Annotated in this window: 17 protein-coding genes and 1 pseudogene; 12 read left to right on the top strand and 6 right to left on the bottom strand. The window is 26.6% G+C overall.

All coding sequences use genetic code 11. The features are described 5' to 3' along the window. Window positions 1-89: 89 nt before the first annotated feature. Together BFL38_RS00910 and BFL38_RS00905 are read left to right on the top strand one after the other, a co-directional pair. Complete coding sequence (locus tag BFL38_RS00910) at window positions 90-1,481, top strand: MATE family efflux transporter (protein WP_069725289.1); 1,392 nt, start codon at window positions 90-92, stop codon at window positions 1,479-1,481. Between the two features lie 342 nt (window positions 1,482-1,823). Beyond that, window positions 1,824-2,999, top strand: a complete 1,176-nt coding sequence (locus BFL38_RS00905; protein WP_069725288.1) for an acetyl-CoA C-acetyltransferase — start codon at window positions 1,824-1,826, stop codon at window positions 2,997-2,999. A 235-nt stretch (window positions 3,000-3,234) separates the two neighbouring features. Here BFL38_RS00905 and BFL38_RS00900 read toward each other — a convergent pair whose 3' ends face one another. The 6 genes from BFL38_RS00900 to gap form a co-directional block, all read right to left on the bottom strand. Beyond that, on the bottom strand, window positions 3,235-4,542 hold the full coding sequence (locus BFL38_RS00900; protein ID WP_069725287.1) for an MATE family efflux transporter: 1,308 nt from the start codon (window positions 4,540-4,542) through the stop codon (window positions 3,235-3,237). Between the two features lie 504 nt (window positions 4,543-5,046). Then, window positions 5,047-6,210, bottom strand: coding sequence for a bifunctional ornithine acetyltransferase/N-acetylglutamate synthase (gene argJ / locus BFL38_RS00895; protein ID WP_069725286.1), 1,164 nt, complete (start codon window positions 6,208-6,210; stop codon window positions 5,047-5,049). Next, on the bottom strand, window positions 6,203-6,706 hold the full coding sequence (locus BFL38_RS00890) for a hypothetical protein (RefSeq protein ID WP_069725285.1): 504 nt from the start codon (window positions 6,704-6,706) through the stop codon (window positions 6,203-6,205). Before BFL38_RS00890 ends, argJ begins: the two co-directional genes overlap by 8 nt. Window positions 6,707-6,778: 72 nt before the next feature. Continuing rightward, window positions 6,779-7,186: a DNA primase gene (locus BFL38_RS00885; RefSeq protein WP_256097164.1), complete on the bottom strand. Its 408-nt coding sequence runs from the start codon at window positions 7,184-7,186 to the stop codon at window positions 6,779-6,781. 512 nt (window positions 7,187-7,698) lie between these two features. Then, the gene (locus tag BFL38_RS00880; RefSeq protein WP_069725284.1) at window positions 7,699-8,898 is read right to left on the bottom strand and encodes a phosphoglycerate kinase; all 1,200 of its coding nucleotides are present in this window, start codon (window positions 8,896-8,898) and stop codon (window positions 7,699-7,701) included. Window positions 8,899-9,152: 254 nt separating this feature from the next. Then, window positions 9,153-10,202, bottom strand: a complete 1,050-nt coding sequence (gene gap, locus BFL38_RS00875) for a type I glyceraldehyde-3-phosphate dehydrogenase (RefSeq protein ID WP_069725283.1) — start codon at window positions 10,200-10,202, stop codon at window positions 9,153-9,155. 838 nt (window positions 10,203-11,040) lie between these two features. Between gap and BFL38_RS00870 the strand changes: the two genes are divergently transcribed. The 10 genes and pseudogenes from BFL38_RS00870 to ade all read left to right on the top strand — a co-directional run bounded on the left by BFL38_RS00870 (window position 11,041) and on the right by ade (window position 22,463). Next, complete coding sequence (locus BFL38_RS00870) at window positions 11,041-11,886, top strand: radical SAM/SPASM domain-containing protein (RefSeq protein WP_069725282.1); 846 nt, start codon at window positions 11,041-11,043, stop codon at window positions 11,884-11,886. 81 nt (window positions 11,887-11,967) lie between these two features. Next, entirely contained in the window at window positions 11,968-12,939 is a 972-nt protein-coding gene (locus tag BFL38_RS00865) for a hypothetical protein (protein ID WP_256097163.1), read from the top strand. A 358-nt stretch (window positions 12,940-13,297) separates the two neighbouring features. Further along, window positions 13,298-14,236 (top strand): annotated as a pseudogene (locus tag BFL38_RS14545) (SDR family oxidoreductase). Between the two features lie 75 nt (window positions 14,237-14,311). After that, window positions 14,312-14,845: a dTDP-4-dehydrorhamnose 3,5-epimerase gene (gene rfbC / locus BFL38_RS00850; RefSeq protein WP_069725279.1), complete on the top strand. Its 534-nt coding sequence runs from the start codon at window positions 14,312-14,314 to the stop codon at window positions 14,843-14,845. A 9-nt stretch (window positions 14,846-14,854) separates the two neighbouring features. Further along, window positions 14,855-15,733 (top strand): NAD-dependent epimerase/dehydratase family protein, encoded by an 879-nt coding sequence (locus BFL38_RS00845; protein ID WP_069725278.1) that lies wholly within the window; start codon window positions 14,855-14,857, stop codon window positions 15,731-15,733. After that, window positions 15,730-16,668, top strand: coding sequence for a glycosyltransferase family 2 protein (locus tag BFL38_RS00840; protein ID WP_069725277.1), 939 nt, complete (start codon window positions 15,730-15,732; stop codon window positions 16,666-16,668). Before BFL38_RS00845 ends, BFL38_RS00840 begins: the two co-directional genes overlap by 4 nt. Then, the gene (locus BFL38_RS00835) at window positions 16,661-17,944 is read left to right on the top strand and encodes a protoporphyrinogen/coproporphyrinogen oxidase (protein WP_069725276.1); all 1,284 of its coding nucleotides are present in this window, start codon (window positions 16,661-16,663) and stop codon (window positions 17,942-17,944) included. Before BFL38_RS00840 ends, BFL38_RS00835 begins: the two co-directional genes overlap by 8 nt. 287 nt (window positions 17,945-18,231) lie before the next feature. Further along, window positions 18,232-19,683, top strand: a complete 1,452-nt coding sequence (gene gatB, locus BFL38_RS00830) for an Asp-tRNA(Asn)/Glu-tRNA(Gln) amidotransferase subunit GatB (protein WP_069725275.1) — start codon at window positions 18,232-18,234, stop codon at window positions 19,681-19,683. Window positions 19,684-19,748: 65 nt separating this feature from the next. Next, window positions 19,749-20,639, top strand: a complete 891-nt coding sequence (locus BFL38_RS00825; protein ID WP_069725274.1) for a restriction endonuclease — start codon at window positions 19,749-19,751, stop codon at window positions 20,637-20,639. Window positions 20,640-20,732: 93 nt separating this feature from the next. Further along, window positions 20,733-22,463 carry an adenine deaminase gene (ade, locus tag BFL38_RS00820; RefSeq protein WP_069725273.1) on the top strand — a complete coding sequence of 577 codons (1,731 nt, stop codon included), beginning with the start codon at window positions 20,733-20,735 and terminating at the stop codon, window positions 22,461-22,463. Window positions 22,464-22,730 lie beyond the last annotated feature (267 nt).

Genomic DNA, 22,730 nt, shown 5'->3' with positions numbered 1-22,730 from the left:
TTTCGTAAAGTAATTTGAAAATTACATTATTGAAAAAACAGAAAAATAAAATATACTTAATAAAATTATTTTTTATAACGGATTTATCTATGAATAATGATGTAATTTCTAATCCTCTATATTATGAGAAGCCTTATAAACTTTTATTTAAATACGCTGCACCTAGTATTATATCGATGCTTGTAGGTTCTTTATATAATATAGTAGATCAAATATTTATAGGTCAGGGTATAGGCATTAATGGTAATGCTGCTACAAATGTTGCTTTTCCGCTTACTATAATTTGTATGTCCATAGCATTATTTCATGGATTTGGATGTGCTTCATTTTATAGCATATTATTAGGGCAGGGCAATAATAAAAAAGCTGCCAAAATTATAGGAAATACTATTGTATTAGTTTTAATATTTGGAATTATATTTACGGTAATAGTAAAAATTTTTAATAAAAAGTTAATGACTATGTTCGGCTCTACTGCAGAAGTTTTACCTTATGCAGTGGAATATACAAATATAACTGCTTTAGGTTTTATACCATTTATATTTTCCACTATGATGAGCCATATAATAAGAGCAGACGGAAGTCCTCAGTATTCTATGATGTCTGTACTTATAGGTGCTGTTATAAATACAATATTAGATCCAATTTTGATATTCAAATTTGATATGGGTATGTCTGGAGCTGCACTTGCCACTATAATAGGGCAGTTTGTTTCATTTATTATTGTTATAAGATATTTATTCAGATTCAAACATATAAAATTTGAAAGAGATAATTTTTTAATAGAACCCAAAAATATTTTAAAAATATATTCATTAGGTTCATCACCGGGCTTTAATCAATTAGCTATGATGATAGTTCAAATTACAATGAATAATGTACTTAGTTATTATGGAGCTAATTCTATATACGGAGGCAATATACCTTTGGCAGTAGCAGGCATTATTGCTAAAGTTAATACTCTTGTAATGGCTTTTATAATAGGCTCATCACAGGGAAGCCAGCCTATAATAGGTTTTAATTATGGAGCTAAAAATTATGACAGAGTTATAAAAACATATAAACTTACTATAACAATTACTACAATTATGGCCTTTACAGCATTTTTATTGTTTCAATTATTCCCAAGACAGATTGTAGGAATATTCGGAGACGGAAGCGATTTATATTTTCGTTTTGCAGAAGAGTATATGCGTATATATATGGCATTAATGGTTATAAACGGTATCCAGCCTGTAACAGGTACTTTCTTTACTTCTTTGGGCAAAGCATTTAAAGGAGCTTTTATATCTATGACAAGGCAGATAATATTTTTACTTCCGCTTATAATAATACTTCCTAGAATACTAGGGATAGACGGAGTAATGTATGCCGGACCTGTTGCTGACGGAGCTGCTTTAATCGTTACTGTTATATTAGTTAGCAGAGAAATAAAACATTTAAAAAAACTTAGTAATATTGAAAATAGTTCAGTTTATTAAAGATGTAATAAAAGTTTAATATGAATTTCGGTATTTAGTTTCAAAATTAATTTTATTTATTAATTGTCATGCTATGCAACAACTACTTCTTTTTTGGTTTTATTCTACTCGTTGTGCATGTCGAAGAAGTTTGCATTTGGTGTTTTCATTTTCAAAGGACTTTATATTTAATAATTTTAATTAAAAAATATATAAAAAAATATTTTCCATTATTTGATTAATATACATAATAAAAAAATTACAAATAAACTTGTAAAAACAATTTTAAATTGCTATACTATAAAATAATAGTTTAATTAAAAAAATAATCTATAATAGTAAAATAATTTTTAAGGAGAAAGCATGAAAGAAATAGTAATAGCAAGTGCTGTTAGAACACCTGTAGGTAAATTCTTAGGATCATTTTCAAATGTATCCGCTGTGGAATTAGGTACAATAGCAGTAAAAGAGGCATTAAAAAGGGCAAATATCAAACCCGAACAAGTTGATGAAACTTATTTCGGCTGTGTTATACAATCAGCACTTCTTCCAAATGTTGCAAGACAGATTTCTATTAATGCCGGAATACCTGTAGATAAGCCAGCATTAACTATAAATATATTATGCGGTTCAGGATTAAGAGCAGTATCAATGGCAGCACAAATGATTAAATCAGGAGATGCTGATATAGTAGTTGCAGGCGGTACTGAAAATATGAGTATGGCTCCATATACTTCTTCAGCTATGAGAATGGGTGCTAGAATGGGTGAAAGTAAAATGCAGGATACTTTACTTAATGATGCTCTTATTTGTGCTTTTGAGCATTATCATATGGGGGTTACTGCTGAAAATATTGCAGAACAATGGGGTATTACAAGACAGGAACAAGATGAGTTTGCATGCAGAAGTCAGAACAGAGCAGAAGAAGCTGTAAAAAGCGGAAGATTTAAAGATGAAATAGTACCTGTTACAATCAAAACTAGAAAAGGTGAAATAGTAGTAGATACGGATGAACATCCTACTTTTGGTACTACTATGGAATCTTTGGCTAAATTAAAACCTGCATTTAAAAAAGACGGTACTGTTACTGCTGGTAATGCTTCAGGTATCAATGATGCTGCTTCAGCTGTGGTTGTTATGTCTAAAGATAAAGCTGATGAGCTTGGAATTAAACCTATGGCTAAGATTTTAGGTTATGCTACACATGGTGTTGAACCTAGAATAATGGGTATAGGACCTATAGAGGCAACTAGAAAGGCTTTGAAAATGGCTAATCTTACAGTTGAAGATTTGGACTTAATAGAAAGTAATGAGGCTTTTGCTGCCCAGTCTATAGCTGTTGCCCGTGAGTTAAAATTCAATATGGACATAGTTAATGTTAATGGAGGAGCTATTGCTATAGGACACCCTATAGGAGCTTCAGGAGCTAGAATACTTACTACACTTCTTCATGAGATGAAAAAACGCGGTTCTAAAAAAGGACTTGCTACGCTTTGTATAGGCGGCGGTATGGGTACTTCTTTAGTTGTAGAAATGTAATTTATAATTAATATTATAAAACATGATGGGTTAAGGCTTAATATTAAGTTTTAACCCTTTTTTATTATTAATAAAATTTCAAATTATTATACATATACTTATCTAACATAAAATCAAATTCAGCAAAAATATCAAATTAATACTTAAATAATAATAGCAATAAATTCAATTATATAAATAATCTATTTATTGATTTTTTTAAAGTTTATTATCTTACTTGAAATTAGATTTTCTGTCAATTTTTATATCTTTTATACTTATTAAAATTGATAAAAAATATAAAAGAAAAAATACTTGTTAAAATTTCAGCTGTTGGAAAAGAAAACCATACTCCTGTCATATTAAAAATCGATGATAAAATAAATATTGAAGGCATTATAAATATAAAGCCTCTTAATATAGATATTATAAATGATTGTTTAGCCTTACCCATAGCAGAAAAATATACGCAGGTAATAATATTATAGCCTGCAAATATAAATGCTGTAAAATATATACGAAGTCCATTAACAGATATTTTTTGAAGATCTTCAATATTATCTCTATTAAAAATCAAAGTTATTTCATTTGCAAATACATAAGTGATTATATAAACTAAAATAGAAATGATGCTTGATAAAACAAAAGCGTACTTATATATTTTATTTATATTCATTTCATTATTATAATTCATACTTATAATAGGCTGCATACCTTGACCCATTCCTGTAAATATTGCTATAATTACCAATGCTATATTGGCAGTTATACCGTAAGCAGCAACTCCTATATTACCAGCAATATTTAATATTATTATATTAAAAGCTATCATAACAATACCTGATGACAGTTCTGTTATCAAAAAAGATATTCCAAGAGATGATATTTCTAAAAATTGCTTAAAACTAATATTAGGCTTAACAATGAAGAATGTATTTTTCTTTTTAATGAAAAGTGATGATAATATGAGTATGCTTATAAGAGGCGAGAAAACAGTTGCTAGTACCGCTCCAAATATACCCATATTAAAAGGAAATATAAATATATAATCAAAAATAATATTAAATAAACTCCCCATAAGCATAGCAATCATTGCAAGTTTTGGGTGATTATCATTTCTAATAAATCCTAAAAGTACATTATTGAGCATAAACATAGGTGAAAATAAAAGTATCATATTTATATATATATTCGTCATGCTATGTATATTATTTCTAGCTCCTAGAATATATGATATGCTTGATGTAAATAGAATACTTACAATGATAAATAAAGCAGATATTATTAATATATAAATTAAAGAGTTAGTAAATATGATATTAGCTTCATTATTTTTATTTTGAGTTTTTAATATAGCGTATTTAGTAGCAGAGCCCATGCCAAGCATTAGTCCAATTCCGTTGATTAAATTAAAAATAGGTATAGCTATATTTAATGCAGTTAGTCCGTCAGATCCTATTCCTCTTGCCACAAAAAAAGTATCTGCAAGTATATAGCATGATAATCCTATCATTCCAAATATATTAAGTGATACATATTTAATAAACATATTCAAAACATTCATAAATATACCCTATAATAAAAAAACGTTTGCGTTCATACTTTCTAAGGCCTACAGTATGAATACAAACGTTTTAAAAAAATTTATCCGGCGACAAATTTTATTATTTTTTATAGATATTTATGCTCTTTATTATATATAAAAAATATTATAAGTCAAATAATAATGCTTTAATTACATACCCCGCCCTTTTATGTTTTTTACTTATTTTTAAATCAATAATTTAATTTTTATTTTTTGATTCATTTATAAAAGCATGCCCGCCCAAGTGTTAATTAGATAATGAGTATATTTAAACGCACGGTAAACAAATTTTCAATTATAGATTTATTTGCAATAATAATTTAATCCATATTTATAGTTTTGCTAACCGTGCGGTTAGAGCATAATAAATTTATTTTAAACTAGGGTGGGCAGCTAAAAAATTCTAATCCGATAATAAAGAAATTAAAAGTTAAAATTTCAGATTATAACTATAAGTATAGAGGGTGGGGATTAAAAGAGATCTTATATATTGTATGAAGAATGTATAGATATATATTCCTGAGTGAGATCAGTGAAATAATAATAATCCTCATATTTTGTATTATATCCTAAATCTATAGTTATATAATTTTCCTTTCTTTCTGTATCAATATCATATTTATTTATTATTCCATTTTTATAAATTTCTACATCGTTTACATATAGTGATATATTATTTATATTAATATTGCAATTACCTACAACAGATAATATCTTTTCAAAATTTGGCTCTTTAGAAAGAAATAATATTTTAACTAGATTTGAAGTAGCTATTTTTTTAGCAATGTCAAAAGCATTACTCTGAGTTTTTGCTCTTTTTATTGAAACTATTATTGTTTTTGTTATTCCTTCTCCGTCAAGTATTATCATTTTTGCTAGATATGCACATATTTCATCTAGTTTGTATTTTAATTCTTTAAATAATTTTTTATTTTTTTCAGTAATTATTTTATTATTTAATGCTCCGTTTGCCATTATAAGAGCCATATCATTTGTGGAAGTTTCTCCGTCTACAGATATTCTATTTAAAGTTTTATCTATTGCACCTTTAAATGCTTTATCTAAAGTTGCTTTTTCTATATTCAAATCTGTAAATATAAAAAGAAGCACAGTAGCCATATTAGGATGTATAATAGAACTTCCCTTTGCAATAGCATAAAAATTAGCGGTTTTTCCTGAAGATACTTCTAATTGAGTAGTATATATCTTATCAAATTTATCTCTAGTTTGAATTGCCCTAGAGATATTATTAAAGTTATTATTAAAATATTTATCAGATATCTTTATAGCTTTTTTTATTTTTTCTGTTTCAAGCGGTATTCCAATAATTCCAGTTGAAGCCATTAATATATTATCTTTTTTTATATTAAAGACCTCTCCCGCATATTTAACCACATCCACAACATCATCATATCCTTTTTTACCGGTTAAAGCATTAGCTATTTTACTATTAACTATTAATAATTCTATATCATTTTTGTCATTCTTTTTAGAAAATACAATAGGAGCAGCCTGAAAGCTATTTTGAGTATATACGGCAGATACAACACTTGGGGGATCGCTTTTAATTATCGCCAAATCATAATCATTATTTTTAAGCCCCGACTTCATTGCAGCAGAAGAAAACCCCAGCGGTATATCACACATTAAACAAATCCTCCTCTTCCGGATCTGAATCATCTTCTATTTTTTTCACTTTTCTATTTTCATAATTTATTCTTTTTCGTACAAAAAATCTAGTATTCTTTCCGTTTTGTCTTTCCTGTATAATTCCAAAAGTTCCAGAACCGAGATAAACTATTTTATCTTCTTCTTCCATATCAGCAATATTGTTATCTTTAATTTCATTTAATATGCATTCAAAATGTGCCAACTCTCCGCTTGCATTATGTCTTATAGCTTCTTCTACTATATAAATAGGTTCATTGCATATAGGACATATAGGTCTTTCAACCTCTTCTTTCATACGCTTTTTAAGATAATTTTTCTCGTATTCCTCTATGCTTTTTTCCTGATATTTACTATATTGATTATTATATTTTTTTTTGTAAAATTTGGTTTTATTTTTTTTGCCGAAAAACTTTTTATTATTTTCTTTATTGTTATTATTATTATTAAATTTTTTGAATTTCTTCTCTGACATCATAAGCCTTTTGCATAATAAAGCAATACTTATTATTGAAGTATTGCTTTAATTTATATAATTAACAATTAATTATTCATCAAAATCATCATCATAATCATCTTTATCATCATAATCATCGTCAAAATCATCATCATAATCATCATCGTCGAAGTCATCATCATCATCAAAATCGTCGTCGAAATCATCATCAAAATCATCTATATCATCATCATAATCGTCATCATCTTCGTCATAATCATCATCGTAATCATCATAGTCATCGTCATCATCATAGTCGTCTTCATCATCATAATCATCATCGTCGAAGTCATCATCATCATCAAAATCACCATCGTCATCATAATCGTCTTCATCATCATAATCATCATAATCGTCGTCATAATCATCATCGAAGTCATCATCATGTTTGGCAAAATAACCATTATTTAATATATTTAGTTCGTCTAAAAAATAGATAGATTCTAATTCTTCCATCATTCATTTGCTCCATAATTCATAATTTTAAAGCTATAATAATATATAAGTTTTTTTTGTCAAGTATAAATACATTTAATTTTAAAAATTATTCAATAACACGAAATTAAAATAAATTATACAAAAATATAGTGTATTATAATATATTTTGTGTTAATTTGACGAAGATTATAATTATTGTATTGTAATGCATTAATATGCTAACTTATATATTAAAAATAAAATAGTTTGATAAAAAAACTCTGACAGCTCCTGTAATACTTCAAGGTAATTCAATTCCTTATATCATAAAATCAAAATAGTTCGCTAAAAAACCCGCAGCAACTAAAGTTACTACGGGCTCACTATTTTGATTTACTTAAAATTTAACTATAATATATTATTTGTCTTGTAATACTGCAAGGTAATTCAATTCCTTATATCATAAAATCAAAATAGTTCGCTAAAAAACCCGCAGCAACTAAAGTTACTACGGGCTCACTATTTTGATTTACTTAAAATTTAACTATAATATATTATTTATCCTGTAATACTGCGATACCTGGTAATTCAATTCCTTCAAGGAACTCTAAAGAAGCTCCGCCGCCTGTAGATACATGTGTCATTTTATCAGCAACACCTGATTTATTAACAGCAGATACACTGTCTCCTCCGCCTATGATACTTACAGCTCCAGAATTAGCTATAAATTTAGCTACCTCAAAAGTACCTTTGGCAAAATTAGGCATTTCAAATACACCTAATGGACCGTTCCAAACAACTGTTTTAGCATTTTTAAGTATATCTTCAATCTCTTTCAAAGTTTTAGGTCCAACATCCATGCCCATCCAGCCTGCAGGTATAGCATTAGAATCTACTGTTTTAAAATTAGCATCATTATCAAATTTATCAGCTATAACATTATCAACAGGCAAGTATAAAGTTTTATTTAATTCTTTGGCTTTATCCATAATTTCTTTAGCTGTAGCGATATAATCATCTTCACATAAAGAAGTACCTATCTCTAATCCTTTAGCTTTAAAGAAAGTATAAGCCATACCGCCTACAACTATTAAAGTATCTACTTTATTAAGTAAGTTTTTAAGTACAGAAATTTTAGAAGAAACTTTAGCTCCTCCTATTATAGCAACAAATGGACGAGCAGGATTAGCAACAGCATCACCTAAATATTTAATTTCTTTTTCCATTAAGAATCCGGCAACAGCAGGCATACCAGCTTTAGCAGATACTATACCAGCAGTAGAAGCATGTGCTCTGTGTGCAGTACCGAAAGCATCATTAACATAAACATCAGCCAAATCAGCTAATTGTTTTGAGAAATTAGGATCATTTTTCTCTTCTTCAGCATGATATCTTAAGTTTTCAAGTAAAAGTACATCTCCTGCTTTAAGTTCAGCAGCCTGTTTTTTTACTTCCTCTCCTATACAGTCTTTGGCAAATTCTACTTTATTATTAGGAAGTTTAGTTTTTAAATAATCATAAACAGGTTTTAAAGAGTATTTAGGATTAGGTTCGCCCTTAGGTCTTCCCAAATGGCTCATAAGTATAAGACAAGCACCTTGAGAAAGTATATATTCTATAGTAGGCATAGCAGCATCTACTCTTGTAGTATCTGTAATTTTTGAACTAGTTTCTTTATCAAGCGGTACATTAAAGTCCACTCTCATTATTACTTTTTTACCTTTAATGTCTATATCTTTTACTGATTTTTTCATTATGAACTCCTTAATATAGATTCTTTTAATTAGCAAATAAATAAAATTATTTGCCCGTCTGTGCCCTGTGGGCTGATTTTAGCTTTCTTTTTATATTTATACTATTACTAATAAAAATTGTTCTCATTAAATGGCTTTCAATTATACTTTTTAGACGCTCACAATTTTTATTCTCATTAAAAATTTAAAGGGTGCTATAATGAAATATAACACCCTTTTATTATAGCTTAAAAAAATTTAATTATTACTAATTATTATTTTTTACTGTACATATATAACAATAAATCAATTACTCTGTTAGAATAACCCCATTCATTATCATACCATGAAACAACTTTGAAAAATCTTTTTTCGCCTTTTAAGTTATTTTGAGTAGTAGCTAAAGAGTCATAAATAGAACTTCTATTATCATGTATGAAGTCGCTAGATACCAATTCTTCATTACAATAACCCAAAACACCTTTCATATAAGTTTCAGAAGCTTTTTTCATTAAAGCATCAATTTCTTCTATAGAAGTTTCTTTTTCACTTCTGAAAGTTAAATCTACAACAGATACATCAGGAGTAGCAACTCTGAAACTCATACCTGTTAATTTACCTTTAGTAGCAGGTAATACTTCACCTACAGCTTTAGCAGCACCTGTAGTAGATGGTATTGTGTTAATAGCACCAGCGCGTCCGCCTCTCCAGTCTTTTTTAGAAGGACCGTCTACGATTTTTTGTGTAGCAGTATAAGAGTGAATAGTAGTCATAAGACCTGTTTCTATACCAATGCCTTCTTTAAGAAGTACATGTACTAATGGAGCTAAACAGTTAGTAGTACAAGAAGCATTAGATACTACATGATGATTAGCAGGATCATATTCTTCATGGTTTACACCATAAACAAAAGTTCTTAAATCGCCTTTACCAGGAGCAGAAATAATAACTTTTTTAGCACCAGCTTTAATATGTCCTTCTGCTTTTTCTTTTTCAGTATAAAGTCCTGTAGATTCAATTACATATTCAACACCCAAGTCTTTCCAAGGAAGCTGTTCTAATTGATTCAATGGAGCAGCTTTGATACATTTTATTTTATTACCATTAACTACTAATACATCTTCGCCTTCATGACTAATTTCTGCTTTCATTTTACCATGAACTGAATCATATTTTAACTGATAGGCAAAGTATTGGGCATCTGTGCTTACATCTACTACGCCTACTACTTCTATTTCTTTACCCAATAAACCGCGTTCTACCAATGCCTGAAAAACTAGACGACCAATGCGTCCGAAACCATTTATTGCTACTTTTACAGCCATAAATATACTCCTAAATTAAAATAATATCCTATACGCGAACATATAAAATTCACCTACTATGCTAACATAAATAAACGATTAAGTCAAGATTTTTTGTGTAATTTACTTGTTTAAGTGCCATAGATATTGCACCGTTTTTAGTTTAAAAAAAGCAGTTCATGCTTCTTGTAATGGTGGAAAGTGACAATTTAAATAATGTTTGTGTGAGTGTGATTTTTGAATTACTTATCTTATGAATTTAATAAAAATAATATTAAAAAATAAAGCATTTAAATCTGAAATGGATGGGGGTAAAATAAAATTTTTAAAATATTGCTATTAACTGATAATAGAGTATTTATCTAAAAAAGCGAATTTTGTATCAATTTGAACTTTTTATACCAATGTACCCTTCGTGCCGACTTCTTTAATATAAAAAACATGGTTTCTTCTATCATTATATGTTTATATCCTTCGGTATCTTTCTTTTTTGATACAAATTATACTCTTACATATTGTTTCAATATATGTTGCAATTATTATACGTTATTTTTTTATTTTTAGTTTACTATTTTTTGTTATTTGTATTATATTCTTGAATAGGTATTACTTTCTATTCATTGAGTTAATTAACATTATAAGAAATATCTGTTTTTTAAAATAAAAAGTACATAATATATATCCCTTAGACAATAATTCATAAATTTATTGTTGATTATTTTTTTAAGTTGTTATATAATACCAAAAAATATTTCTGGAAAATGTAATGAACAAGCAACAAGCTTAAACAAATTTATCTTTATTATAAAAAATACCTTTATCAAACTAAATACAATCTTTGTATTTTATGGAGTAATTTATGAAAAATATTAAATTATTAATAGATAAATATATATTTACAAAATTTGATAAGCATTTTCCTAGATTATATAGATTTTTAACTCTAGATTTATATTCAAATATTTATACTCCTATTATTAATAAGATTAGATATAAAGATAAGTATTTCTTTAATGAAGTTATTATAGAAATAAATACATATTGTAATAGAAAATGCGATTATTGTCCTAATAAATATCAAGAATCACCTAAAAACTATATGTCAGAAGATGTTTTTTATAGAATAATAGAGCAATTAAAAATTATAAAATTTTCTGGAATTATCAGATTTTCTTTTTTTAATGAACCATTATTTGATGAAAGATATGTTAAGTTTGCTGAATATATTAAAAAAGAATTGCCTAATGCTGTTCAAGTAGTAGTTAGTAATGGTGATCTTTTAACTGTTGAAAAAGCTTTGCAATTAGAAAAAGCAGGAATAGATAAATTTGTTATTACAATACATGATAAGAATCCTGAAAGAGCTTATGAAAGATTATCTAAAGTAAAAGATGTATTAAAACATAAAATAAGAATACAGACACAAAAAGATCTTAGTATGCAAAATGTAGGAGGTAGTGTTGATGTTTCTAAATACAAAAATAAAAAAAACAAAAAATGTCCTCACCCATTTGTTATGACTATAACATATAATGGCGATGTTGTATTGTGTTGTGCCGATTTTTATAGAAAATATGTTTATGGAAATATAATGCAAGATACTATAGTAAATATATGGAATAAAAATGCTGAAATTAGAAAAGAATTATTAGATGATAATTATGCTAGATATGATATTTGCAAAAAATGTTTGGAAATAGAATGATAATTTTATTTATCTAATAATTAAGATATTTTTCTTTATTAATTATAATGATAAATAATCTTTCAATTCTTGGAGTAATTTATGAACAATAATAATTTGTTTTTTAAAATATACATTTCATTATTAATAATTTGTTTTATAACTTTTATAATTTTATATACATCAGCAGGTAAAGGAAGAGTTGGTTATTTGTCTAACTTTATTTTTGATGATAATCATATAAATAGAACTTTACAATTAAATGGATTTAATATAGAAGAAACTAAAAAAATCTTTACTACAGATGACAAATTAGACAATAATGATCTTACTAATTATATATTTACAAATAAAGCTATTACAAATTATAGTTATGGTTTAAAAATGGGATATTATAGTAAAATTTTTAAACATAGTGATTTATATAGAGTTTATCCTAATGTTAACAAGATATTAGATGATAATAGTTTTATTAAAGAAATTAAAATGGATGAAGGAGGAAGTCCTTTTGGTAATTTAATTTCTGAGAAAACATTGGAATATAATGAAAAAATAGATAATATAATATATACATTAGTATTTAAACTAAATATAGATATAATTTTAATAGCATTAGGAAGCATAATACTTATAAGTTTATTTATTAAATATGCAGATAATAAGATAATAAATAATGTTCCTTTACTTTTTATATTGCTATTGTCTTTTACTATTTTGCTTTTTATTATTTTCTTTATAAAAGATAAAGGTGGAAGACAATTGAATATTGTATTAGGTGGTTGGGATTTATTTGCTGACTTTTATAATGTATTAAGATTTATTGCTAGAAAAGATCCTTATTTTGACTACATTTTGGGTCAGGCATATCAATCTTATTTGCCATTATCATATTTATTAATATATCCTTTCTCTATTATAAGAAATTATGCTAATATGAGCTTGTATGATGTTCAAGTTGATCCTGTATCTAATATGTCTTTGGTAATATTTATGTTTATTGCTGTATTACTTTTTATTTTGTTTTTAAAAAAACTATATAGTAAAAAGGATTATAATTATATAATTCCTTTTTAATTAAAGATAAATTCTATAAAATAGATTATATATTTTTAATATTATTTGTTTTACTTTTAATGCCTTTTCAAACTTCTATATATGTTTCTCCAACTTTAGGAAGTTTTTTATCAGCTTCAATATGGTTAATAGCACTTATTGAAACTATCATAACTAGAACAAATATATTAATTAAAAACATAAAAAATATGAAAATAGCATAAAAAATGGAAATTGTTTAAAATTTATAGTGATAAAATAGTAATATAAGAGAATACTTTGTATAAAATGTGTATTTTGGCTACAAAATATGTATAAATAAAATTAGTATATTGTTGATAATACTTGATGATAATAAGTATATTAGTTTGGATATTTTATGAAAAAAATTATAGTAACAGGAATTACGGGGTTAATTGGTCAGTATATATTAGCTCCTCTAAAGAAGTTAGGATTTGATGTTTATGGAATAGGTACTAGAGATATTGTGTCTAAAGACTTCAAATATATAAAGTTAGATATTTCTGATTATAAATCAGTTGAAAATATTTTTGATGATATAAAGCCAGAATATTTGATAAATTTAGCTTGGAGTACACAAGATTTAAACTCAAATTATCAGTTTGATTTGTTAACTTCTTCTATTGAGATGTTAAAGTATTTTAAAAAAAATAATGGTAGAAGAGCAGTTTATTTAGGTACTTGTTTTGAGTATAAATTTACTGATAATAAATTAAAGTAATATGATGAAATTGATCCTATTAGTATATATGCTAAATGTAAAAATTATTTGAGAGCAATATCAGAAGACTATTGTATTAAAAATAGCATTGATTTTTGTTGGGCTAGGGTTTTTTATACTTATGGAAAAAATGAAAATCCTAAAAGGATATTTCCATATATAATTAATAATTTAAAAGAAAATAAAAAAGTTGTTATTAATCATTCCCACTTAAAAAAAGATTATATGTTTGCTGGAGATGTAGCAGAAGCTATAGCTTTAATTGTAGATTCTAATTTTATTGGACCAATTAATATTTGTTCTGGTAAAGTAATATCATTAAAAGATTTTGCATTAATAATAGCTAAAAAAATGTATAAAGAAAGTTTATTGGAATTGAAAGAATTGGAAACTAATGAACCTAATATTATAATTGGTGATAATACAAAACTTATTAATGAATTAAATTTTAATAATTATAGTAATATGGAAGATATTATTTGTAAGTTAAGAGCAGAGCAGAGCAGAGCAGAGCAGAGCAGAGCAGAGCAGAGCAGAGCAGAGCAGAGCAGAGCAGAGCAGAGCAGTAAAATATAAACCCTGTTTTATTGTACTTTATCAAAAATTAAATGTCAATACATTCCTATATTTATTTAAATATGGGAGTGTTGCATGATTATAAGAAAAAATATTATAAAAGGTTCATATATATTACAAAATAATTATATAGAAGATGAAAGAGGGTATTTTTTAAGAATGTTTGATAATAAAGAACTTGAAAAATATAATTTAAATTTTAATTTAATACAATCTAACATAAACTATAATAAAAGAGTAGGTACATTAAGAGGTATGCATTATCAAAAATATCCATACCCTGAAATAAAAATTGTTAGATGTTTAAAAGGAAAAATATTTGATGTAATAGCAGATATACGTAAAGATTCTCCTACTTATGGTAAATATTCCTCTGTTGAATTATCAGATGAAAATGGAAAAATGGTTTATATTCCTCCTTATGTTGCCCATGGTTTTCAGACATTAGAAGATGATACTATAGTTGCTTATTTTTTAAGTACATATTTTGTACCTGATGCTTATGGTTATTTAAGATGGAATGATCCGGCATTTAATATTAAATGGCCTGAATGTGAAAATAGAATAATGAGTGAAAAAGATAAAAATATACCGGATTTTATTTTTTAGGATTTAATCATGAAGAAAGTAGTAGTTACAGGAATTAATGGACTAATAGGACAATATATATCAGAACCATTAAAGGAATTAGGTTTTGAAGTGTATGGAATAGGTACTAGAAATATAGAAACTGATAAATTGTATTATATAAAACTTAATATTAATAATACAACTCAATTAGAAAATAAATTTAAAGAAATAAAACCTGAATATTTAATACATTTAGCTTGGGATACAAAACAAGGATATTTAGATTCAGATTCCAATTTTGATTTACTTGCTTCATCTATAAATATGCTTAAATATTTTAAAGAAAATGGAGGTAAAAGAGTAATTTATACAGGTACTTGTTTTGAATATAAATTCAAAGATAGTAAAATAAAAGAATATGATGAATTAAATCCAACTACTATATATGCTAAATGTAAAAATTATTTAAGGGAAATATCTGAATTATATTGTAGTAAATATAATATTGATTTTTGTTGGGCCAGAGTTTTTTATACTTATGGAGAAAATGAAAATCCGAATAGACTATTCCCATATATAATTGAATTACTAAAAAATGATAAAAAAGTTTCTATAAATCATTCACAATTAAAAAAAGATTATATGTTTGCAGGTGATGTTGCAAAATCTATAGCACTAATAACAAATTCAAATTTTCATGGTAGCATAAATATATGTTTAGGAAAGGCATTATCATTAAAAGAGCTAGCTTTTATGATTGCTAAAAAAATGAATAAAGAATATTTAATAGAATTAAAAGAATTTGAAACCAATGAACCTAGTATTATAATTGGAGATAATTCAAAACTTATTAATGAAATAGGTTTCAAGAAATATTCTAATATTAATGATATTTTAGATCAACTTATTTTGGAGTATACAAAATGAAAAAAATTAGCATACTAGTTCCAACATATAACGAAGAAAAAAATATAGAGCCGCTTTCAGAAGAAATTATAAAAGTGTTATCTAATTTTAATTATGATTATGAAATTATTTTTATAGATAATTGTTCTACAGATAATACGAGATATATAATAATAGATTTATGCCAAAAAAATAAAAATGTTAAAGCTATTTTCAATTCCAGAAATTTTGGTCCATTAAAGAATTTTTATTATGGATTAACTCAAATAACGGGAGATTGTGCAATACTTATATTTGCAGATTTCCAAGATCCCCCAAAATTGATATATGAGTTTATTAAAGAATGGGAAAATGGATATAAAGTAGTTATAGCTAAAAAAACAAAAAGTAATGAAGGTATTGTTTCTATTTTAAGAGGTGTTTATTATAAAATAGTGTCTATTTTATCTAAAATAGACAGTGCCAAAATAATATCTAATTTCAATGGTTTTGGTCTTTATGATAAAGATTTTATTGATATATTGAGAAAAATAGAAGATCCTGAACCATATTTTAAAAATGTAGTTGGAGAATTTGGTTTTAAAATAAAAGAAATACCATATATACATGAAAAAAGAAAAACAGGTAAATCTAAACTTAGTTTTTATAAATCATATGATATAGCAATGTTGTCTATAATAAGTTATTCAAAAGTTATATTGAGAGTTTCTACTTTTATTGGATTTGTATTTTCAATAATAACCTTTATTATTGGATTAATGACATTAATACAAAAAATTATTAATTGGAGTACATATCCAATAGGTATGGCGACATTAATGGTAGGTGTTTTCTTTATAGGTTCAGTACAATTATTTTTTATAGGACTTTTAGGTGAGTACATTTTAAATATTAATCTTAGAATAGTTAAAAAACCATTAGTTATAGAAGAGGAAAGAATAAATTTTGATGAATAAAGTAATTATATTAGGTACTGGAATATCTGGTATATCAGCAGGGTACAAGTTAAAACAAAAAAATATTGATTTTGAAATATTTGAAAAAGAAAATGAATATGGCGGATTATGCAGAAGATTAAAAATAGGTAAATTTATTTTTGACAGATTTCCACATTTTTCTTTTACAAAAGATAAGCAAATTATGAAATTATTTAATATAGCATCTAATGAATATTATAGTCATATTCCAAATGTAGCTAATTATTATAAAGGTTTATGGCTTGGAAATCCTACTCAAAGTAATTTATATCCTTTAGATAAAGAACAAAAAATAAAAATAATAGAAGGTTTTAAAAATAAACCAAATATAGAAAATCCTAAAAATTATAGAGAATGGCTTGATGGTTCTTTCGGATATTATTTTGCCAAAGAATTTTCAGATAAGTATACTAAAAAATATTGGACTACAGAAGCAGAAAATATGAGTATTGATTGGATTGGTTATAGAGTGATGAAAAGTGATTTGAAGGAAATAGAGTATGGTGCTTGGAATAAGGACAGTAAATCTAAATATTATGCTAGTGAAATGAGATATCCACAACATGGTGGATTTCAAAGTTTCTTTGATTCTTGGACTCCGAAAGAAAATATTAGATTAAATCATAATTTGATTAGATGGAATATTAAGAAAAAGGAACTATTATTTGATAATGTCTATAGGATTCATTATGATAAAATTATATCTACTTTACCATTAACCTATATTACTAACATCATTGAAGATATTCCAAATAATGTAAAAGAAGCAGCCTCAAGACTTTGTTATACATCGGGTTATACTGTATCGATAGGATTAAAAGGAAAAGTGAATGTACCTTATTTATGGTTTTATGTATATGATGAAGAAATTTTATTTCCTAGAGTTTACATTGCTAGCCTAAAATCTCCATATAATGCACCTGAAGGTTATAGTTCATTGCAGGCTGAAATACCTTGTTCTAAATTCAAACAAATAAATTTAAGTAATAATCAAATAGTGGAGCATACTATTAATAAACTTGTAGAAATGAAAATATTCGATTATAAGCAAGTAGAGTTTGCTCAATTAGATTACCATCAGTATGCTAATATATTATTTACACTCGATACAGAAATCAATAAAAAAATAGTTTTAGACTGGTTAAAAGAAAATAATATATATACATCAGGAAGATATGGAAAATGGGAATACTATTGGACAGATCAGGCGATTATTAGCGGAATCGAAGCGGCAAATTATATTTATTCTAATTAAGAAACATAAATAAACTTTAAATTTTTAGTAGTTAGATTAATATTACATATTAAAAAATAATTTTAATAATTTTCTGATTAGTATTATATTGCTGCAAATGTATTTATTCTTGTATATTTTGTGTTAATTTAAATTATAAATAATAAGAACATACTTTTTTAAAACTAAAAAGAATATATGGCTCTTAAGCATTTTTAAATTTTTGCTGTACTTGAAAAAAAATACAAATTCATATAAAATAAACATAATATTTTTAAAAATTACTTTAATAATTAGGATTAATAAATATGGAATATGAAGCAGTCATAGGATTAGAAGTGCATGTTCAGCTTAATACTAAAACTAAAGCATTCTGTTCATGCCCAAATACTTTCGGTGCTCCTGCAAACACTCTTACTTGTCCAAGATGTCAGGCTCACCCCGGTACTTTGCCTATAGTTAATAAAGAAATGGTGCATAAAACTATTAAAGCAGGACTTGCTACTAACTGCACTATTCAAAAGAAAAGCAGATTCGCGAGAAAACATTATTTCTATCCGGATTTGCCTTCCTACTATCAGATTACTCAAATGGATGAACCTATTTGTACAGAAGGTCATCTTGATATCACTGTACTTAATGATGATGGCTCTTCCTATAATAAAAGCGTAAGAATAAATAGAATACATATGGAAGAAGATGCTGGTAAACTTGTTCATGATGATACAGGAAGACCTTTAAGCTATGTAGATTTAAACCGTGCAGGTTGTTGTTTGATAGAATGTGTAAGCGAACCGGATATTTCTACAGGAGAAGAAGCTTATCAGTATTTAACAGAGCTTAAAAAAATATTTAAATATATTGATGTTTCTGACTGCAATATGGAAGAAGGTTCTTTGAGATGCGATGCCAATGTTTCAATTCGTCCTAAAGGAAGCAAAGAACTTGGGGTTAAAACTGAAGTAAAAAACATGAACAGTTTCAGAAATGTAAGGTTAGCTATTGATTATGAAATCAAAAGACAAATAAAAGCTCTAAATAATGGAGAGAAAATCTTACAAGAAACAAGACTTTATGATGCTAAAGAAAACACTACTAAAGGTATGCGTTCAAAAGAAGGTGCTGCAGATTACAGATATTTCCCAGACCCTGATATACCTCTTTTAGTGCTTCAAGATGAAGAGATTGAAAATGCTAAAAAAGAGCTTCCAGAACTTCCACAGCAAAAACGCGAAAGACTTAAAAAAGATTATGATTTACCAGATCAGGATATAGTAGTTCTTACAGAAGATGCTGCCTTAGCTGATTATTATGAAGCTGCAGTTAAGGCATATCCTAAACAGCCTAAAAAAATAAGCAACTGGATAATGGTTGAAGTTAATGCATACTTAAATAAAAAACTTCTTACTATTAAGGATTTTAAACCAAAACCAGAGCATATAGCTGAAATATTTAGACTTATAGATGATGGTGTTATAAGCGGTAAAATAGCCAAAGAGATTTTTGAGGATATGTGCGAAACAGGTGAGGCTCCTTCTGCTATAGTAGAGAAAAAAGGAATCAAACAGGTAAGCGATACAGGAGAGCTTGAAACAATAATAAGAAAAGTTTTAGAAGAAAATCCTAAATCAGTTGCTGACTTCAAAGCAGGTAAAGAAAAATCATTCGGATTCTTAGTAGGTCAGACTATGAAAGCTACTAAAGGTCAGGGCAACCCTAAACTTGTTAATGAAGTTTTGAGAAAAATTTTAAGCGAATAATTAAATTAAAATTGATAATAAAGCCTAGCTATTAAATATAGTTAGGCTTTTATAATGGAGTTTATATGAGTTTTCCTAGTACAAATGAATTTTATATACCTATATTAGAATACTTTTATTTAAAAAATAAAATGGAAAAATATATAAAAAATGAAAATTTAAAAAATGTTATAATAGATAGGTTGAAATTAAATGATGAACAAATAAAATTAGAAACTCCAAAAGGAAATAATAAATTAGATTCTAGTATAGGTTGGACTATTACATTTTTGTATAAATCAGGATTATTGAATAGACCAAGGAGAGGATATATTATAATTAGTGAAGAGGGTAAAAAAATATATAAAAGTAAAATAGAAATTACAACATCATTTTTAAAAGAAAATTACCCTGAATTTAGAGAATTCATGTCTCCTGAAAAAACAGATATTGAAGATGAAAATACATTAGAATTTGAAGAAATAATAAATGATTTATATTCTAAAGTTAGTGATTATTATGAATATATAGAAGAATTAATTTTGAAAAAATTAATTAAAATGACAGAAAAATGTACATCTAATAAAGATAGAGGAGATATATTGGAAAACATATCTGTACAGCTTTTTAGTAAAATGGGATATTTTGATGTAAAAAGAAAAGGTGGTACTAATGATGGTGGTATAGATGGAGATTTTTCTATAGATAAATTTGGTCTAGAAAGAATAGCATTTCAGTGTAAGTTTTTTGCTAGAAATAATAAAGTTTCTTCAAAAGATATAGATGCATTTAGTGGTTCACTAACTAAATTGGGATATCATAAAGGTATTTTTATAACAACATCTTATTTTACTAAAAAATCAGATTATAAAAATATAACATTGATAAATGGTAAAAGACTTGCTGAACTTATGAGAGAATATGAGATATTATGTAATGTAGATAATACTTATAAACATTATAATTTAGATGATTAATATTTTTTATATTTATTAGTTTGTATTCAATTAAATTTGAAAATCTACTTATTATTTACTATATTTAAATATATATTATTGTAAGGACTATTTATGAATATAGAGAAATTATCAAAGATGATAGAAATTTCAAGCGGTAAGGTTTTGGCTGATTTGGTTATAAGAAACTGTAAGGTAGTAGACCCAATATCTTCAACAATTACGGATGCAGATATAGCTATTGCTGATGACTATATTGTAGGGGTAGGTTCTTATAATGGAAAAGAGATTATAGATGCTAAAGGCTCTTATGCTACAAGCGGACTAATAGATTCGCATGTGCATATAGAGTCGTCTTTGTGTACACCTGTTAATTTTGCTGAAGCTGTCATTCCTTTCGGTACTACTTTGGTTGTAACGGATCCGCATGAAATTGCTAATGTATGCGGTATTGGCGGTATTAAATTTATGATAGAGTCTGCAAAAAAGAGTCCTCTTAAATGTAAATTTATGCTTTCTTCATGCGTTCCTGCGGTAAGCTTTGAGGATGCAGGTGCAATACTTGATTCTAATATAATAGAAGAGTTTATAAATGATGAAGATATATTCGGACTTGCTGAAATGATGAATGTTCTGGGAGTATTATCGCTTGATAGAGATGTACTTAAAAAATTACTTGCGGCAATAAATGCGGATAAGATTATAGACGGACATGGAGTTATGCTTAGCGGAAAAACTTTGAATGCTTATAGAGCAGCCGGAGTTTATACAGATCATGAATGTGTATCTGCTAAAGATTTAAAGGCAAGAATAGCTAATGGAATGTATGTGCTTTTAAGACAGGGATCTGCTGCACAGAATTTAGCTTCACTATTACAGGGAGTTAATCAAAGCAATGCCAGAAGATGTGCTATGTGTACTGATGACAAGCATTTGGATGATATAATGAAATATGGACATATATCTCATAATTTAAAAATAGCAGTAGAACATGGTCTTGATGTATTTAGTGCTGTTGCTATGGCTACTATTAACGCGGCAGAATGCTATAGACTTAAAAATATTGGTTTGATTGCTTCTGGGTATAAGGCGGATATTGTTTTATTTGATGATTTAAAAGATTTCAAAGTTAATAAAGTTTTTATAGATGGTAAATTAGTTTCAGAAAATGGAAAGTATTTAGTTAAAACAGATAAAGATAATTATAATGATAATATTTTTAATACGGTAAATATTGCTCCTATTACTGTTGATGATATACAGATAAAATTAAAATCAGATGAGGCTAATGTTATAAGAATAGTTAATAAAGATTTGCTTACAGAGAAAAGTGTAAGAATTGTAGGAGTTGAAAACGGATATTTTAAATACAGAAAGAGTGTTGATATATTAAAATTGGTTGTTGTTGAAAGACATAAGGCTACAGGTAAAATAGGTTTGGGATTAATAGAAAATTACAAATTAAAAAATGGAGCAATAGCAACAAGTGTTTCGCATGACTCTCATAATATAATAGCGGTAGGTGATAATGATGAGGATATAATATTAGCGATAAAAGAAATAGAAAAATGTTCAGGTGCAATTACAGCAGTAAAAAATGGAAAAGTTCTTGATACATTACAATTAAAAATAGCAGGTATTATGTCTGATGATTCTCCTCATAATATAGTACAAAAAATCTATTCTATGCATGAACTTGCTTATAATGAACTTAATGTTAACATAGAAATAGATCCTTTCATGACTTTATCTTTTATGGCTTTGCCTGTTATACCAGAAATTAAACTTACAACAAACGGACTTTTTGATGTTAAAGAATTTAATTTTATAGATGTAAGTGCATAAGTTATTGATATTTTAATTACCGCACGGTGAGCGTATTTTTTAATATAATAAAAATAGTATTATTAATGAATTCATATTTTAAATTTCATTAACCGTGCGTTATATGAATTCCAAATTTTAAAAAAAACTTGGGCGGGTGCTAACAAATTCTAATTAAGCAGTAAAGAAATAGAAAACAAAATTGAAAATTGAAGTTATAAAAAATAGAGGGCGGGGTATGTAATTAAATTTCATACACTCCGCCGTCTTCTGATTTTTTTTATAATA

Source organism: Brachyspira hampsonii (genome assembly GCF_001746205.1).
GTDB classification, from domain to species: domain Bacteria; phylum Spirochaetota; class Brachyspiria; order Brachyspirales; family Brachyspiraceae; genus Brachyspira; species Brachyspira hampsonii_B.
This window is presented reverse-complemented; position numbering and strand designations above follow the sequence as displayed.

Excerpts from the sequence above, each read along its gene's own strand:
- BFL38_RS00910 (WP_069725289.1), top strand. The coding sequence starts at position 90 with ATGAATAATGATGTAATTTCTAATCCTCTATATTATGAGAAGCCTTAT.
- BFL38_RS00905 (WP_069725288.1), top strand. The coding sequence starts at position 1,824 with ATGAAAGAAATAGTAATAGCAAGTGCTGTTAGAACACCTGTAGGTAAA.
- BFL38_RS00900 (WP_069725287.1), bottom strand. The coding sequence starts at position 4,542 with ATGAATGTTTTGAATATGTTTATTAAATATGTATCACTTAATATATTT.
- argJ (WP_069725286.1), bottom strand. The coding sequence starts at position 6,210 with ATGTGTGATATACCGCTGGGGTTTTCTTCTGCTGCAATGAAGTCGGGG.
- BFL38_RS00890 (WP_069725285.1), bottom strand. The coding sequence starts at position 6,706 with ATGTCAGAGAAGAAATTCAAAAAATTTAATAATAATAATAACAATAAA.
- BFL38_RS00885 (WP_256097164.1), bottom strand. The coding sequence starts at position 7,186 with ATGATGGAAGAATTAGAATCTATCTATTTTTTAGACGAACTAAATATA.
- BFL38_RS00880 (WP_069725284.1), bottom strand. The coding sequence starts at position 8,898 with ATGAAAAAATCAGTAAAAGATATAGACATTAAAGGTAAAAAAGTAATA.
- gap (WP_069725283.1), bottom strand. The coding sequence starts at position 10,202 with ATGGCTGTAAAAGTAGCAATAAATGGTTTCGGACGCATTGGTCGTCTA.
- BFL38_RS00870 (WP_069725282.1), top strand. The coding sequence starts at position 11,041 with ATGAAAAATATTAAATTATTAATAGATAAATATATATTTACAAAATTT.
- BFL38_RS00865 (WP_256097163.1), top strand. The coding sequence starts at position 11,968 with ATGAACAATAATAATTTGTTTTTTAAAATATACATTTCATTATTAATA.
- rfbC (WP_069725279.1), top strand. The coding sequence starts at position 14,312 with ATGATTATAAGAAAAAATATTATAAAAGGTTCATATATATTACAAAAT.
- BFL38_RS00845 (WP_069725278.1), top strand. The coding sequence starts at position 14,855 with ATGAAGAAAGTAGTAGTTACAGGAATTAATGGACTAATAGGACAATAT.
- BFL38_RS00840 (WP_069725277.1), top strand. The coding sequence starts at position 15,730 with ATGAAAAAAATTAGCATACTAGTTCCAACATATAACGAAGAAAAAAAT.
- BFL38_RS00835 (WP_069725276.1), top strand. The coding sequence starts at position 16,661 with ATGAATAAAGTAATTATATTAGGTACTGGAATATCTGGTATATCAGCA.
- gatB (WP_069725275.1), top strand. The coding sequence starts at position 18,232 with ATGGAATATGAAGCAGTCATAGGATTAGAAGTGCATGTTCAGCTTAAT.
- BFL38_RS00825 (WP_069725274.1), top strand. The coding sequence starts at position 19,749 with ATGAGTTTTCCTAGTACAAATGAATTTTATATACCTATATTAGAATAC.
- ade (WP_069725273.1), top strand. The coding sequence starts at position 20,733 with ATGAATATAGAGAAATTATCAAAGATGATAGAAATTTCAAGCGGTAAG.